12 protein-coding genes are annotated in these 15,750 nt (G+C 64.5%); 8 read left to right on the top strand and 4 right to left on the bottom strand.

Annotated elements, in window-relative coordinates; translation table 11 throughout:
* The coding region (locus QOC76_RS02870; protein WP_526353967.1) for a DUF222 domain-containing protein at positions 1–1,110 on the top strand (1,110 nt) is incomplete at its 5' end.
* A gap of 3 nt (positions 1,111–1,113) precedes the next feature.
* Here the strand turns inward: QOC76_RS02870 and QOC76_RS02865 are convergent.
* Together QOC76_RS02865 and QOC76_RS02860 are read right to left on the bottom strand one after the other, a co-directional pair.
* Positions 1,114–1,782 carry a response regulator gene (locus tag QOC76_RS02865; protein WP_526353965.1) on the bottom strand — a complete coding sequence of 223 codons (669 nt, stop codon included), beginning with the start codon at positions 1,780–1,782 and terminating at the stop codon, positions 1,114–1,116.
* On the bottom strand, positions 1,775–3,373 hold the full coding sequence (locus QOC76_RS02860; RefSeq protein ID WP_526353963.1) for a sensor histidine kinase: 1,599 nt from the start codon (positions 3,371–3,373) through the stop codon (positions 1,775–1,777). Before QOC76_RS02860 ends, QOC76_RS02865 begins: the two co-directional genes overlap by 8 nt.
* Before the next feature lie 126 nt (positions 3,374–3,499).
* On the opposite strand from QOC76_RS02860, the gene QOC76_RS02855 reads away from it, so the two are divergent.
* The 6 genes from QOC76_RS02855 to QOC76_RS02830 all read left to right on the top strand — a co-directional run bounded on the left by QOC76_RS02855 (position 3,500) and on the right by QOC76_RS02830 (position 12,246).
* A complete protein-coding gene (locus QOC76_RS02855; protein ID WP_526353971.1) occupies positions 3,500–4,459 on the top strand; it encodes a Bug family tripartite tricarboxylate transporter substrate binding protein in 960 nt (319 codons plus the stop codon).
* On the top strand, positions 4,456–4,980 hold the full coding sequence (locus tag QOC76_RS02850) for a tripartite tricarboxylate transporter TctB family protein (protein WP_526353961.1): 525 nt from the start codon (positions 4,456–4,458) through the stop codon (positions 4,978–4,980). The genes QOC76_RS02855 and QOC76_RS02850 overlap by 4 nt, the downstream gene beginning before the upstream one ends.
* Position 4,981: 1 nt before the next feature.
* Positions 4,982–6,523, top strand: a complete 1,542-nt coding sequence (locus tag QOC76_RS02845) for a tripartite tricarboxylate transporter permease (RefSeq protein ID WP_526353959.1) — start codon at positions 4,982–4,984, stop codon at positions 6,521–6,523.
* Positions 6,520–6,912 carry a universal stress protein gene (locus QOC76_RS02840; protein WP_526353957.1) on the top strand — a complete coding sequence of 131 codons (393 nt, stop codon included), beginning with the start codon at positions 6,520–6,522 and terminating at the stop codon, positions 6,910–6,912. The genes QOC76_RS02845 and QOC76_RS02840 overlap by 4 nt, the downstream gene beginning before the upstream one ends.
* A gap of 136 nt (positions 6,913–7,048) precedes the next feature.
* Positions 7,049–8,467, top strand: coding sequence for a nitrate/nitrite transporter (locus QOC76_RS02835; protein ID WP_526353955.1), 1,419 nt, complete (start codon positions 7,049–7,051; stop codon positions 8,465–8,467).
* An 8-nt stretch (positions 8,468–8,475) separates the two neighbouring features.
* Positions 8,476–12,246 (top strand): bifunctional nitrate reductase/sulfite reductase flavoprotein subunit alpha, encoded by a 3,771-nt coding sequence (locus QOC76_RS02830; RefSeq protein ID WP_526353953.1) that lies wholly within the window; start codon positions 8,476–8,478, stop codon positions 12,244–12,246.
* Positions 12,247–12,448: 202 nt separating this feature from the next.
* Here QOC76_RS02830 and QOC76_RS02825 read toward each other — a convergent pair whose 3' ends face one another.
* Positions 12,449–12,982, bottom strand: coding sequence for a hypothetical protein (locus QOC76_RS02825; protein ID WP_526353951.1), 534 nt, complete (start codon positions 12,980–12,982; stop codon positions 12,449–12,451).
* A 414-nt stretch (positions 12,983–13,396) separates the two neighbouring features.
* On the opposite strand from QOC76_RS02825, the gene QOC76_RS02820 reads away from it, so the two are divergent.
* Entirely contained in the window at positions 13,397–14,749 is a 1,353-nt protein-coding gene (locus QOC76_RS02820) for a hypothetical protein (RefSeq protein WP_526353949.1), read from the top strand.
* A 496-nt stretch (positions 14,750–15,245) separates the two neighbouring features.
* Here QOC76_RS02820 and QOC76_RS02815 read toward each other — a convergent pair whose 3' ends face one another.
* The gene (locus QOC76_RS02815; protein WP_526353969.1) at positions 15,246–15,545 is read right to left on the bottom strand and encodes a GMC oxidoreductase; all 300 of its coding nucleotides are present in this window, start codon (positions 15,543–15,545) and stop codon (positions 15,246–15,248) included.
* Positions 15,546–15,750 lie beyond the last annotated feature (205 nt).

Raw genomic sequence — 15,750 nt, 5'->3', positions numbered from 1 at the left:
CGGCAGGGTCGCGGGGTGGCCAGTGAGGTGGCGTTGGCGCGGCGGGATTCCCCGGCGCGCGGCGGTCGGCACCTGGGTTTGGCCAAGGCGCTGGTGTATGAGATGCCGCACACGTTGGCGGCGTTGGAGTGCGGGGCGCTCTCGGAGTGGCGGGCAACGTTGATCGTCAAACAGTCGGCGTGTCTGGATGTCGAGGACCGGCGCCGCCTGGATGTCGAGATGTGTGCCGATGTCGCCACGCTCGAGGGTAAGGGCGACGCCCGGATCGAGGCCGACGCCAAGGCGATCGCCTACCGCCTCGACGCGCAGGCGGTGGTGGACCGCGCGGCCAAGGCCGAGGCCGAGCGCACCGTGACGATCCGCCCGGCGCCCGACACCATGGCCTATGTGACGGTGCTGCTTCCGGTGGCCAAGGGGGTGGGGGCGTATGCGGCGTTGAAGCGCGCTGCGGACACCACGTTCGACGACCGATCGCGGGGCCAGGTGATGGCAGACGTCTTCTTCGAGCGGGTCACCGGTCAACCGGCCGAGGTCGCTGATGCGGTGGCGGTCAACCTGGTGATCACCGACGAGACGCTGCTGGGCGGCGACAACAGCGCTGCCGCGGTCACCGGGTACGGGCCGATTCCGGCTGCGGTGGCGCGGGGACTGGTCCACAGGGCGGTCACCGACAAGCGGGCGCGGTGCACGCTGCGGCGGCTCTACCGGCACCCCAAGACGGGGCAGCTGGTGGCGATGGAGTCGCGGTCGCGGTGCTTTCCGCGCGGGTTGGCGCGCTTCATCGGGCTGCGCGATCAAACCTGCCGCACGCCCTACTGCGACGCGCCGATCCGGCACTGCGACCACGCCCGGCCCCATCACCGCGACGGCCCCACCACCGCCGAGAACGGGCTCGGCGAATGCGAACACTGCAACTACGTCAAGGAGTCACCGGGCTGGCGAGTGACGGCCGGCAGCGACGACAACGGTGTGCACACAGCGGAATTCGTGACACCGACGGGTCACCACTATCGATCGACTGCACCACCGGCGCCGGGGCCGATTCTTATTGAAGTCAGCGAGATCGAGACGCGCATCGGTGTCGCTATCGTCGCCCACGATGCCGCGTAGGTGTCATTTCACCACGCGGTAGCGCCGCTCTGGCCGACCAACGCCGTACTGCAGCCGGATCTCCAATGTGCCGGTGCCGAGGTAGTGCTCGAGGTAGCGGCGCGCGCTGACTCGTGAGATACCGACGCGCCCCGCGCATTCCGCCGCGGAAACCTCACCGGCGTTCGTGACGGCATCGAGCACCAGGCGACCGGTCTCCGCACCGAGGCCCTTGGGTAGCGACGCCTGCGGTGACGGTGCTCCCGCACTGCCGAAGAGCGAATCGATCAGTGATTGGTCGACGCCATCGGCGGATTCCAGCGCGTCGGCGCGCAGCGCGAACGCCTCCAGCTTGGCTTTCAGCTGGTCGAATTCGAACGGCTTGATCAGGTAGTCGGCTACACCGCCGTCTAGGGCGCCGGTCACGGTGTCCAACTCGCGTGCAGCGGTGATCATGATGACGCCCACCCTGTCACCGCCGGATCGCAACTGTTGCAACACGTCCAGTCCGGTCATATCCGGTAGGTAGACGTCGAGCAGGATCAGCTGCGGTTGCAGTTCGCGGGCCGCTGTCAGCGCTTCTGTGCCCGTGCGGGCCACGCCGACCGCGCGGAAGCCGTCGACCTGCTCGACGAACCTGCGGTGGATCTCGGCCACCATGAAGTCGTCGTCGACGACCAGCACGTCACGCATGAGCGGCCTGCCTGGTCGTCACCGTCTCCGGCAACCTCACCACGAACAAGGCGCCGCCTGCCGGGGCGTCGCTCACCTCGACAGTGCCGCCGTGTTGCGCGGTGACCAGTCGCACCAATGCCAGCCCGATACCACGACCCCCTGGCGCATCCGGCTTCGACGTCACACCCCTGGCGAAGATTTCCTCGCGAAGGTGTTCGGGCACACCGACTCCCGAGTCGGCCACCGAAATCGTCAAGCCGTCCCGATCGTCGATACGCACCGTCACCCGAGCGGGCTGCGCGCCCACCGACACATCGACCGCGTTGTCGATCAGGTTTCCCAGCAATGTGATGGCATCCGTCGCCACCGCGGGGGTCAACGCAGACAGATGCGACTCCGGCGCAAGTTGCAGCGAGACGCCGCTCTCGGCCGCCAGTGAGGTCTTCGCGATCAGCAGGGCCGCCACCGCGGGGTCGGATATTCGACTGGTGACGGCGTCATTGATCTCGGCGCGCCGCCGCGTGAGCGTCCCGACGAGGTCGCGGACCGCGTCGTACTCGCCGAGCTGGACGAGCCCGGAGATGGTGTGCAACTGGTTGGCGAACTCGTGTGTCTGCGCACGCAATGTGTCGGTGACGCTCTTGTGCGACGACAGTTGGCCCTGCAGCGCCGCGAGCTCGGTGCTGTCGCGCATCGTCGTCACCGTGCCGATCACCTCGCCCTGACTCGTGGCCGACCGTCGGTTCAACGCCAATACCCTGGTGCGGGTGGCGATCACGACGTCTCGGCCGTCGTCTCCGGAGAGCAGGAACTCGACAACCGCGGGATCCAGGCCGATACAGTCGACGCGCCGTCCGACCGAGTCGCCGCCGACGCCGAGTAGCTCCTGTGCGCTGTCGTTGAGCAGCGTGATGTCGCCCTCGTTGTTCACCGCGACCACACCTTCACGAATGCTGTGCAGCAACGCTTCCCGATGATCGGCGAGGCCGGCGATCTCTGCGACCTCCAACCCGCGGGTGTGTCGTTTGATGCGCCGGGACAGCAGCCACGACGCCAGCAGGCCGAGCGCCGCACCGAGACCGAGGTAGAACAACAGTCGCTCACCTGCGCCGCTCAGCAGCTCCCATACCGACGGATAGCCCTCGCTCACCGATGCGACCGCCAAGACGTCGCCGTTGATCGACAGAATGGGCACCTGGCCGACCAGGCTGTGCACACCGTCGACGTCGTCGTCGCCGAACCACGCCCTGCCCTCATCGGCCCGGCTGGGTCCCAAGTCCATCCGCGACCCGACGCGCGAAGGTTCCGACGAGACCCGGATCGTGCCGTCCGGATCGAGAATCTCCGCCAGGTCAGCACCCGAAAGCGCCACACCGCGATCCACTTCCGGTGCGAGCACCTTGGCGGCGAACGGGTCGGCGAAGCGATCTCGGACGACGGGCGTCGAGGCCATGTTCTCGGCGACCGCGATCATCCGCTGACCCCGTACCTCACGGAATTCGCTGGTCGACTGGGTCACCGAGACCGCAGCAACGGCGAACAGCACAACGACGACCACCAGCAGCTGGAAAACCAGGAACTGGCCGCCGAGGCTCCGTGACCAGGCCATGTACTTAATGACCAATACTTCCTTTGCGTTCTCATCAGTGACTTGGGTCACTGTCGGGGTCCAGTATTGCTGAGCATCACTACTGAAGTGATTGGGGACAACGTGAACGCAACCCGACAGAAGGCGATGTTGATCATCGCCGTGATCGCGGCGCTGCTGCTCAGCAGCTGCGGCGTGACGCGTGGCGAGGAGGCACAGGGATTTCACCGGTTGCGCATGATGGTTCCGAACAGCCCGGGCGGCGGCTATGACCTGACGGCGCGCACTGCGGTCAAGATCATGGAAGACGACGACATCACCGGGCGCATCGAGGTCTTCAACGTCATCGGTGCAGGCGGCACGGTCGCCATGGCGCGCCTGATGAACGAAAAAGGCAACGACGACCTCATGATGACGATGGGTCTCGGCGTCGTCGGTGCCACCTACACCAACGGCTCCAAAATCAAAGCGTCCGATGCGACGGCGATTGCGAAACTGATCGAGGACCCCGGCGCCATCTTCGTCCCGGCTGACTCGCCGTTCAAGACGGTGAAGGACTTCGTCGCCGCGTGGAAGGCCGATCCGTCCAAGGTGACGATCGGCGGCGGCTCGTCGCCCGGCGGCCCGGACCACCTCTTTCCGATGGAACTGGCCAAGGCCGTCGGGGTCGACCCGAAGTCGGTCAACTTCGTCACCTACGACGGCGGCGGTGACCTGCTGACCGCACTGCTCGGCAACAAGATCACCGTCGGCACCTCGAGTCCCGGTGAGCTCATCGACCAAGTCGAGGGCGGTCAACTGCGGGTGCTGGCGGTGTCCAGCGACGAACGGGTCGAGGGCATCGACGCCCCGACGCTGAAAGAGGCTGGAATCAAGATGACATTCGCCAACTGGCGTGGAGTGCTTGCGCCGCCCGGGATTTCCGACGATTCCAGAAACGCGATGGTGAAGGTGCTCGAAAAGTTGCACGGCACACAGCAATGGAAGGAGGCGCTGGTGAAGAACGGCTGGACCGATGCATTCGTGACCGGTGCAGAGTTCGAACAGTTCCTGAAGGACCAGGACGAGCGGGTCTCGTCGACGCTCACCGAACTCGGGCTGCTATGACGACCACCGAAGAGCCACAGGAACACGCCGTCGCAAAAACCGTCGACAAGGCGCAGTATTTGGTCTGCGTCGTTCTCGTAGTGGTCGGCGCCTTCCTGATCTATGACGCCGTGACGCTCGAGGCGGGCTTCGCGAAGGTGGATCCCGTTGGACCAAGGATGTTTCCGATCGCGATCGGCGTCATTCTGATCCTGCTTGCCATCGTCTTGGCGGTCGCGATACCGCGCGGATCGGTGGGCGAGGCCGATGCGGGGGAGGACGTCGACCCGAACATGCCGAGCGACTGGCGCACGGTTGGCATGCTCGTCGGTGTCTTCGTCGCCACGATCCTGTTGGTGAAGCCGCTGGGCTGGGCCATCACCGGGGCACTTCTTTTCGCCGGTGCGGCAACGATCCTCGGCAGCAGGCACTACGTCCGAAACATCGCCATCGGGGCGGTGCTTTCGGTCGGAAGCTTCTATGCGTTCTATTCCGGGCTCGGAATCCCGCTGCCCGCAGGCATTCTGGACGGAATTCTCTGACATGGAAAATCTTGACTGGCTGATCCAGGGGTTCGGGCAAGCCGCAACCCCGATGAACCTGCTGTACGCGGTGATCGGAGTCCTGCTGGGCACGGCAGTCGGCGTATTGCCGGGTATCGGGCCCGCCATGACGGTGGCCTTGCTGCTGCCCATCACCTACAACGTCAGCCCCAGCGCGGCTTTCATCATGTTCGCGGGCATCTTCTACGGCGGCATGTACGGCGGGTCGACGACATCGATTCTGCTGAACACGCCGGGGGAGTCCTCCTCGGTGATCACGGCGATCGAGGGCAACAAGATGGCGAAAGCCGGGCGTGCCGCCCAGGCGCTGGCCACCGCCGCGATCGGGTCATTCGTCGCGGGGACCATCGGCACGATCCTGCTGGCCGCGTTCGCGCCGGCGATCTCACGGTTCGCCGTCACCCTCGGTGCCCCGTCCTATCTGGCGATCATGCTGTTTGCACTCGTCGCTGTCACCGCGGTGCTGGGCTCGTCGAAGATGCGCGGCGCGATCTCGCTGTTCCTCGGTCTGGCGATCGGCGTGGTGGGAATCGACTTCCTCACCGGCCAACCGCGGGCGACGTTCGGGATTCCGCAACTCTCCGACGGCATCGACATCGTCATCATCGCGGTGGCGATTTTCGCCCTTGGCGAAGCACTTTGGGTGGCAGCACATCTGCGCCGTCGCCCGTCCGAGGTCATCCCGGTCGGCCGGCCGTGGATGGGCCGTTCAGACTGGCAGCGCTCGTGGAAGCCGTGGCTGCGCGGCACCGCGTTCGGATTCCCGTTCGGTGCATTGCCTGCAGGGGGCGCCGAGTTGCCGACGTTCCTGTCGTATGTCACCGAGAAGCGGCTCTCCAAGCACCCGGAGGAGTTCGGCAAGGGCGCGATCGAGGGCGTCGCGGGCCCCGAGGCGGCCAACAACGCGTCTGCTGCGGGCACGCTGGTGCCGATGCTCTCGCTGGGGTTGCCCACCAATGCCACCGCGGCCGTGATGCTCACCGCGTTTGTCTCCTACGGAATCCAGCCAGGCCCAACTCTTTTCGAGAAAGAGCCACTGCTGATCTGGACCTTGATCGCCAGCCTGTTCATCGGAAATTTCCTGCTGCTGGTGCTGAACCTCCCGCTGGCGCCCCTGTGGGCCAAGCTGCTGCGCACACCGCGTCCCTACCTTTATGCGGGCATCCTGTTCTTCGCGACGCTGGGCGCTCTCGCGGTGAACGTGCAGCCGTTGGACCTGGCACTGCTGCTGGTATTCGGCCTGTTGGGATTGATGATGCGGCGTTTCGGGTTGCCGGTGCTGCCGCTGATCATCGGCGTCATCCTCGGTCCACGGATCGAGCGTCAGCTGAGGCAGTCCCTGCAACTCGCCGACGGCAACTGGAGCGGCCTGTTCACCGAGCCCGTTGCGATCATCGTGTACGTGCTGATGGCGGCGCTGCTGCTGATGCCGCTCGTGCTCAAGCTGATGCACCGCAGCGAGGAGACACTCCTGATCGTCGAGGACGATCGCGACCAGCAAGAGAAGGCGGCCCAGGCATGATCGTCGTCGGATACAGCGCGGACCCGTTCGGCCGGGCGGCTTTGGAACACGGCATCGCCGAAGCCAAGCTGCGGGGCAGCGCGCTGCGGGTGGTCAACTCGACCGCGGGCGACGCCTATGTCGACGCTCGGTTCGCGCAGCCGACAGAGGTGCACGACGTCGAGGACCACCTCGCCAACTGCGGCGTGGAATTCGAGCTCACCCAGCCGGTCGGCGTCGACGTGGTCCAAGAACTGCTGAAGGCCATGGAGCGAGACGACGCCGAGCTGCTGGTGATCGGCATCCGACACCGCAACCCGGTCGGCAAGCTGCTGCTCGGCAGCGTCTCGCAGCAGTTGTTGCTGGAATGCCAGAAGCCCGTGCTCGCCGTCAAACCGCAGGAAGGCTGACGTGGCTTAGGTCACCTTTGTTTCGGCCGCGTTTCGTCCGTCGCGCACACCGGCACGTCTGCGAAGTGAGCGGGTGTTGACGTTCCAGACATGACCGGGCAATCGGTGCGGAATGGGTTCCCGTGAACCTAGTGCTGTGAAGACTTCGAGCCGCGACCGCAACATCGAGCATTGGGATGCCGAAGACGTCGACGCCTGGGAGGCGGGCGGTGCGAAGGTCGCCAAACGCAACCTGATCTGGTCGATCTTCGCCGAACATGTCGGCTTCTCGACCTGGTCCATCTGGTCGGTGATGGTGCTGTTCATGCCGCAGACGACCTATCACATCGACGCCGCAGGGAAGTTCTACCTGGTAGCGCTGCCCACGCTTGTCGGCGCCGCGATGCGCATTCCGTACACCGTCGCACCGGCCAGATTCGGCGGACGGAACTGGACCATCGTCAGCGCGCTGCTGCTCCTGATACCGACCGTGTTGACGCTGTGGGTGATGAAGCGGCCCGACTCGTCCTATGCCACGTTCATGGTCGTCGCGGCCTTCGCCGGGCTGGGGGGCGGGAACTTCGCCTCGTCGATGACCAACATCAACGCGTTCTATCCGCAGCGGCTCAAGGGCTGGGCGCTGGGCCTCAATGCCGGCGGCGGCAACATCGGCGTGCCGGTGATCCAGCTGGCCGGGTTGTTGGTGATATCCGCGGTCAGCAATACCGCACCAGAAATCGTTTGCGCCATTTATCTTGTCGGCATCGCTATGGCCGCGTTGTGCGCCGCGCTGTTCATGAACAACCTGCGCAATCAGAGGTCCAACCTCGGCGCGATGGCCGAAGCCCTGGGGTTCCGCGATTCCTGGGTGATGAGCTTCCTCTACATCGGCACCTTCGGCTCGTTCATCGGGTTCTCGTTCGCGTTCGGACAGGTGCTGCAGATCAACTTCCTCGCCGGCGGCGACAACGCCGCCCAGGCCGCGCTGCACGCGGCTCAGATCGCGTTCATCGGGCCGCTGCTCGGATCGATCGCCCGGCCGTACGGCGGCAAGCTGTCCGACCGGATCGGCGGCGGCAAGGTCACCATGTACACGTTCATCGCGATGATCTTCGCCGCGGGGATTCTGGTCGCGACCGGCATGATCGACGACGGCGCGACCGGGGCGCCCACCGGCGCGCAAATGACCGGCTACGTGGTGGGTTTCTTCCTTGTGTTCATCCTCTCCGTTATCGTAAACGGCTCGACCTACAAGATGATCCCGTCGATCTTCGAGGCGAAGGCGCAAAGCCGCGACGGGTGGGATCGAGACGAGAAGGCTGCGTGGTCGCGCGGCATGTCCGGCGCGCTGATCGGGTTCGCAGGCGCGATCGGTGCGCTCGGCGGTGTCTTCATCAACGTCGTCCTGCGGGCCTCGTATGTGGGCGAGGCGAAGTCGGCGACCAATGCGTTTCTGGTGTTTCTCGCCTTCTACGTGGTCTGCGCCGTCGTGACATGGGCGGTGTTTCTGCGGATGAGGCCCGCGAGGAGCAGGTCAGGCGAATTCGCCGGACCGGTCCCCGCACCCGCGGGTTGACGAGAGCGATGACGGTTACCCGGACGGCGTGTTCGTACTGCGGCGTAGGCTGCGGCATCGAAGTCACGACCGACTCGTGCGCACGGGTCATCGCGAAAGTCTCGGGGGACAAGCTGCACCCCGCCAACTTCGGCAGGCTGTGTACGAAGGGAGCGACGCACGCCGAGTTGATGGCCGCCGACGACGGGCGGCTGAAATCGGCACTGCTGCGGACGTCTCGGCAGGATGAGCCCGTGCCGACGCCGGTCGACGACGCAGTCGCTGAGGCGGGCAGACGGCTGCGGGCCATCGTCGACCAACACGGGCCCGACTCCGTCGCGCTGTACGTGTCCGGCCAGATGTCCATCGAGGCGCAGTATCTCGCCAACAAGCTGGCCAAGGGCTTCCTGCGCACCGTGCACATCGAGTCGAACTCCCGGCTCTGCATGGCCAGTGCGGGCACAGGGTTCAAACAGTCACTGGGTGCCGACGGGCCGCCCGGCTCGTATGCCGACTTCGACTGCACTGACTTGTTTTTCGTGATCGGCTCCAACATGGCCGACTGTCACCCGATTCTCTTCCTGAGAATGGCTGAACGGCTGAAGGCCGGCGCCAAGCTCATCGTCGTCGATCCTCGTCGCACCGCGACCGCACAGCGGGCTGATCTTTACCTGGCGATCAAACCCGGCACGGACCTCGCCCTGCTGAACGGGCTGCTGTACCTTTTGGTCGAAAACGGCGACATCGACGCAGATTTCATCGCCGAACACACCGAGGGTTGGGCCGACATGCCCGCCTTTCTCGTGGACTACCCACCGGACCGGGTCGCCGACATCACCGGCATCCCAGAGGCCGACATCCGCACGGCGGCACGAATGATCGCCGACGCCGAAGAGTGGATGAGCTGCTGGACGATGGGGCTGAACCAGAGCACTCACGGCACCTGGAACACCAACGCGATCTGCAACCTCCATCTGGCCACCGGTGCCATCTGCCGTCCGGGCAGCGGCCCGATGTCGCTCACCGGTCAACCCAATGCGATGGGCGGCCGCGAAATGGGTTACATGGGGCCGGGACTGCCCGGCCAGCGATCGGTGGCCTCAGCGGCCGACCGCGATTTCGTCGAGAGACAGTGGGGTCTGCCCGCGGGCACCATCCGCGACGACGTCGGTCCCGGCACCGTCGCGATGTTCGAGCGCCTCGCCCACGGAGACATCAAGGCCTGCTGGATCATCTGCACGAATCCCGTTGCCACCGTTGCGAACCGGAAGACCGTTGTCGAAGGGCTGCAAGCGGCTCAGCTCGTCATCACCCAGGACGCATACCAATCGACGGCGACGAACCACTACGCCGACATCGCGCTGCCCGCAACGCTGTGGGCGGAGTCCGATGCCGTCATGGTCAACTCCGAGCGCAACCTCACCCTGTTGCAGGCTGCCATCCCGCCTGCCGGTCAGGCGCGCCCCGACTGGCAACTGATCTGCCAGGTCGCCGTGCACCTCGGTTTTGGTGAGCACTTCGAATTCGCCTCCAGCGAGCAGGTTTTCGACGAGATCAGGCGGTTTTCGAACCCGAAGACCGGATACGACCTGCGCGGGGTCAGCTATGCGCGGCTTCGGGAGACACCGCTGCAGTGGCCGTGCCCGCCCGACGACGACGGTGACCGTCACCCGATCCGCTACCTCAACGACGGCGTCAGCCAGGACCTGTTCATCGACGCCGACGGGCGCCGACCGCGACTCGCATTTCCCACCCCGTCGCACCGGGCGGTGTTCCACGCCCGCCCGCACATCGATCCCCGCGAGCTGCCCGACGACGACTTCCCCTTGGTGCTCAACACCGGCCGGCTGCAGCATCAGTGGCACACCATGACCAAGACCGGCAGGGTGGCCAAGCTCAACAAGCTGAACAGCGGGCCGTTCGTCGAACTGCACCCGGACGACGCGTCAGCGATGGGCATCGCCGACGGTCAACCGGTGGAGGTCACGTCGCGCCGCGGCCGCGCCGTGTTGCCCGCTGTGGTGACCGATCGCGTGCGACCCGGAAACTGCTTCGCGCCGTTCCACTGGAACGACGAGCACGGCGAACATCTGACCGTCAACGCGCTGACCAACGACGCTGTCGACGCCGACTCGCTGCAACCCGAGTTCAAGGCGTGTGCGGTCAGTGCCCGCCCGATCGGCCCCGTACCCGTCCGCGCCACACACACCGCGGTCGCCGCCGAAGGAAACGGGCCCCTCGTGGTGTGGGCGTCGCAGACCGGCACGGCCGAGGACTTCGCCGCCCGTCTTGCACGTCGGCTGGCTGACTCGCAGCTGGCGAACATGGACGAGGTGCCGTTGTCGCGGCTGGCGGCGGCGCGCGACGTTCTGGTTGTCACCAGCACTTTCGGCGACGGCGGCCCACCTGACAACGGCACCGGCTTCTGGGACCGCATCGGCGCCCCGGATGCTCCGACGCTCGACGGCGTCCGCTACGCCGTGCTCGGCATCGGTGATCGCTCCTATGCCGACTTCTGCGGTCACGCCAAGTCGATCGACGGCAGGTTCGCCGCCCTTGGCGCCACGAAGCTGGCCGACCGTGCGGAGTGCGAGGCTTACGACAGCGCGCCGATATCGAAGTGGATCGACGAGGTCGCCGCCGCGCTGGGCGAAGCCGCACATCCCGGCACCGATGAGGACGAGCCGTTCACCCGCGCCGATCCGGTCCTCGCGAAACTCTGCCGGAATACCGTCCTGACCGCACCTCTGTCGTCAAAAGAGGTGCGGCAGTTAGGTTTTGACATCTCCGAGTACGACATAGAGTACGCGGTCGGCGATTCGCTCGGTGTGTGCGCCACGAACAGCCGCCCGGTCGTCGACGCATGGCTGGCCGCGACCGGCCTCGACGGCGACGAGATCGTCGAGGTCGACGGTGCGCCGCAGGTGCTCCGCGACGCGCTGACCGATTCCTACGACATCTGCCGGGTCACGCCGGACCTGCTACGGTTCGTCGCCGAGCACTGCGCCGACCGCGCGGCCACCAAGGTGCTGCGCGCGCCGTCGGACCGGCTCGACAAGTGGCTGGCCGGCCGGAACGGGCTCGACGTCGTCGAGGAATTCGCCGTTCGTGCAGAGCCGGCGCAGTGGCAGGACGTGCTGGTGAGGCTGACGCCGAGGAACTACTCCATCTCGTCGAGCCCGCTGGTCAACCCGCACGAGGTGCAGCTGACAGTTTCCGTGGTGCGCTACCGGGGTCGTCGTGGCGCAAAGCGCGGCGGGGTGTGCTCGACCTATCTTGCGGACCGCGCCGGCACTGCGCCGGTACCGGTGTTTCTGCAGCGGTCACCGCATTTCCGTCCGCCGACCGACGCCAACGCGCCGATGATCATGGTGGGTCCCGGGACGGGGATCGCGCCGTTCCGCGGCTTCCTGCAGGAGCGTCGCGCCCTCGGCCACACCGGACGCAACTGGCTGTTCTTCGGCGAACAACGCCGCAGCCAAAATTACTATTACCGCGACGATTTCGAGGACATGGTCCGCGACGGCCTGCTCAGCCGGCTGGACCTGGCATTCTCACGCGACCAGGCCGACCGTGTCTACGTGCAGCACAAGATGGGAGACTACGGCGCCGAGTTGTGGCGCTGGCTGGACGAGGGGGCGCACTTCTATGTGTGCGGTGACGCCGCCCGAATGGCCCGCGACGTGGACGCCGCGCTGACGTCGATCATCAAGACCCACGGTGGGATGTCCGATGAGGCCGCGCATCACTACAAGCGCGAGTTGGTGGCCGAGAAACGCTACGTCAGAGACGTCTACTGAGGCTTCGGACTCGTCCGGCCGTCTGACGTCACATTGGGTGTCCGAGGGGGGAATTGGCCACTTACGACACGGGTTGAGACCTTTCAGCTGAGTGGTACACCCTGACAAGTTCCCAGTTAAATTCGGTTCGAGTCTGGTTGGGTGCCCGAATGTCCGCTGTTGGACGTGGTGTTTGGCCTAGCGGCTCGCCCTCGCACCCCGCTTACACGTCGCCCCGGCGTTCGGCGGGACCGGCACCGGCGAAGTCGGTGCGGAAACGAACATGGTCGTTCAAGACCGCGGCTGCGATCCTGCGGGCGTCCAAAGGATCGGACTTGCCGGCACCGCGATGAGCCCGTGTGTCCATCCGAGCTGCCTCCACGACCTCAAATCCGGCCCGGTTGACCGCGCCGAGGCCAGGCGGGCATCGTAGGAGGCGACACCCTCGATGACGCGCAAGGAGCTCAGTTCGCCGCCGGTACGGCGCACCGCCCACGAGACAGCCCGATCCAGCTGCCAGAGTCTGAATGCTGCACTCGACCATCGGCATACTTACGCCACTTATAAAGACTTCCTGTCGCGAACGCTGCACGGCGTCCAGCGCGTACTTAAGCCAGGGAAAGACCCTGTACCACTCGCCGCCCACATTTGGGAAGATCTGCATGACCAAACCGATCTCCGACTCGACGATCTGATCGAGGATCAGATTGCTGTCGGCAATAAGGTCAGCCGCATCTGGGGCGACACCAAAGGTCAAGCAACAAACCGTGATTCTGCTCTTGTACTGGCTCGAACCAATGTGTGCCTGCCCGAAGTCACCGCGTTACGCCTCCCAGGTCGCCTAGTTGCGAAAGCGATCCGGATTCTTGATACCAGGTGCTCCTATGCTGCGGCAATGGTTTGGCGGTCGTTCGCCGTGGCGGGGGCGCGAAATACGTGCGCCTATGTGCCTATGTTGCCTGGTGAAGCTAAGAGCACTCGACCACTTGACCTCCACACTGCCAGTCGTTAGACGCGGCGTCGATCCAAGTTAGGGCCCCGATCGACATTCGGGACCAAGAAATCCGAAGGTCTGCGAAAATCCGTTTATAGCCATCGACGAAGATCTCAGCCATTTACTTGGCACGGCATGCGCGATTCCAGAGCCCAAAGGGGGCAAGGAGAGAACCTTATGAGCATTTCGGTCTGGAAGAGCAATTGGTTTCCGCTGCCGGGAAAGGCCGTGTTCGACCGCGACAAGCAGCACATCGCCGCGGTCTCTCGCGGCCCGGACAAGCTCGACCTGTTCGTCATCGGATTCGACAACCACGTGTGGACCACCTTCTGGACCGAGACCGGCAGCTGGAACCCCGATTGGTTTCCGCTGCCGGGAAAGGCCGTGTTCGACCGCGACAAGCAGCACATCGCCGCGGTCTCTCGCGGCCCGGACAAGCTCGACCTGTTCGTCATCGGATTCGACGACCACGTGTGGACCACCTTCTGGCCTGCGGCGACAACGCCATTCGCCATCATTCTTTGTCGCTTTCAAGGTGATCCGCCAGATGCCGGGCGAGAAACAAATGTCGAAACATTTTTCAGAGAGGTCTTCACCCCGGGCACGGGCGGCCTAGTCGAATACTGGAGCGACGTGACGCTGGGTTCCGTAGACATTGGAGGCAGCAGAGTTTTTGGTTGGGTCGAGGTAGACATCCCCCGAGCAAGGGCAGGAGGCATCGGTCGTATGGCCCTGATCGCTGCCGCTATCCGCGCTTTGCAGAACCGACACGACGACCCGTTGACCGACTTTCGCGGACATATCGCGATTTACACCCGCAACTGGTCGAAGGACGGTGCCCCTGCTGGAGCGGACTGGAGCACGCCTGGTTGGTCGCAGTACTGGATCGACGGGGGAAACGATGGCGGGAGCGGGGTGGCGCTGACTCCGCCATTCAATGGTGACTTCACCGCTCACGAGATGGGTCACGTGTTCGGCATGCAACACGATGTCGGCCCCGGGCTTACAACAGCGTCCGACTATTCCGACCCAGCGTGCATCATGAGTCAGAATGGTCCATTCGACCTACAACCTTGGGGCGTTGCTTTTGGGCCGGCAGTATGCCTACCCCACCTAACACTGCAAGGTTGGATGTACCCCAACCGAACCTACGTGGACAACGGTCAGTGGTTGGCTGCTCCAACTGGGGTGTCGATAGCGCTTGCACCGATATCCAGTCCGTGGGCACGTGCCAACCTTGGGATACTCCTGACCAACAGTCGCGCAAACCCAGCATGGGACTACTACTTGGAGTACGTCACTGGCACTGAGTGGAACCAAGGCGTCCAAGGTACGCCCTACCTGCTTATCCGCAGAATGGTTAACATTCCTGGGCAGGGCGACACACCAGCTTACCTGGCTGCGCTGCATTTTGAGCAACATCCAGGCGCGACTGCCCAGCTCGTAGAACCCTTGGGCAATGCCCAATTCGACATCGAAGTGACGGACTTGCCGGGTCCGATCCTCAAAGTCACGGCCCGTGCTCGATAACGATTTGGAGGCTGTTGTGGTGACCCTACAGGTACTTTCGCGAAAGTGTATCAAAGATGCGTCCACGCGGCTCTCCATACCTCGGTAGCAAGTGCCGAAAGTGCTTTTCTAGCTTCTGATTCTGGCTGATATGAATGGCGGTGGTGGAGGTGCGGGCGGGACTCAAACCGGCGACCAACCAACTACGAACAGCCGCTTAGTATTCCAACTGGCCTTTTAATGGCTTACTTGTGCTGCAAGGGATTCGGCACCTTGATCTCAGATGCTCGGACTTGCTATAGCGTGCACGGTGCTGACGACTGTGACGGCTGACTCACCCACCGCGATACCCTGGGATGGGAGGGTGAGCCCGTCTTTTCGGAAGGAATACGAGGTTCTGGTCAACCCCGACGATGTCGCTGCTGGTACGAAACGCGAATGGCGCAATCAGGCGGACTGGATCGCACTCGTGGCAGTTCCTGCAGAGCCACTTTCACTCCGACCCAGTACAACCTCGTCATGACCTTGATCGGGTTTCGGCCGTCGCTGTCGGGAATGGTCGGCAGCGCCGTTTGAGTGTTATAGCGTCGACTCCCTCCAGCAGGAAATCGGCGCAGCGCTCGCCGATCATGATCGAAGGTGCGTTGGTGTTCGCACGGGGAATCTGGGGCAGCGCTGAGGCGTCGGCCACGCGGAGGTTGTCCACGCCGCGAACGCGCAACATCTCGTCAAGGGGTTTATCAGCCTCACCGCCCATCGCGACGCTGCACGCCGGATGGGCGGTGGTTTTCGCGGTGTTCCTGATGCAGCTCTCGATATCGCCACCCCGGCCTGGAACGAGCTCACGCTCGACGGTTGATGCGAGACGGTGACCGGCGCGGGGGACAACACGGTCTGGCCTTCCGGTGCAGCTGTCGAGGCCTAATCGGCATCAGCAAACACGAAAATCGGCTCCAACCCATTTTGGAGGGGATTTTCTACCTGCATAGCTAAGAAATTGTGTCCGAGGGGGGACTTGAACC

Source organism: Mycobacterium sp. (assembly GCF_032159565.1).
Lineage (GTDB): Bacteria > Actinomycetota > Actinomycetes > Mycobacteriales > Mycobacteriaceae > Mycobacterium.
Note: the sequence above shows the minus strand (reverse complement) of the source record. Positions and strands in the feature narration are given on the sequence as shown.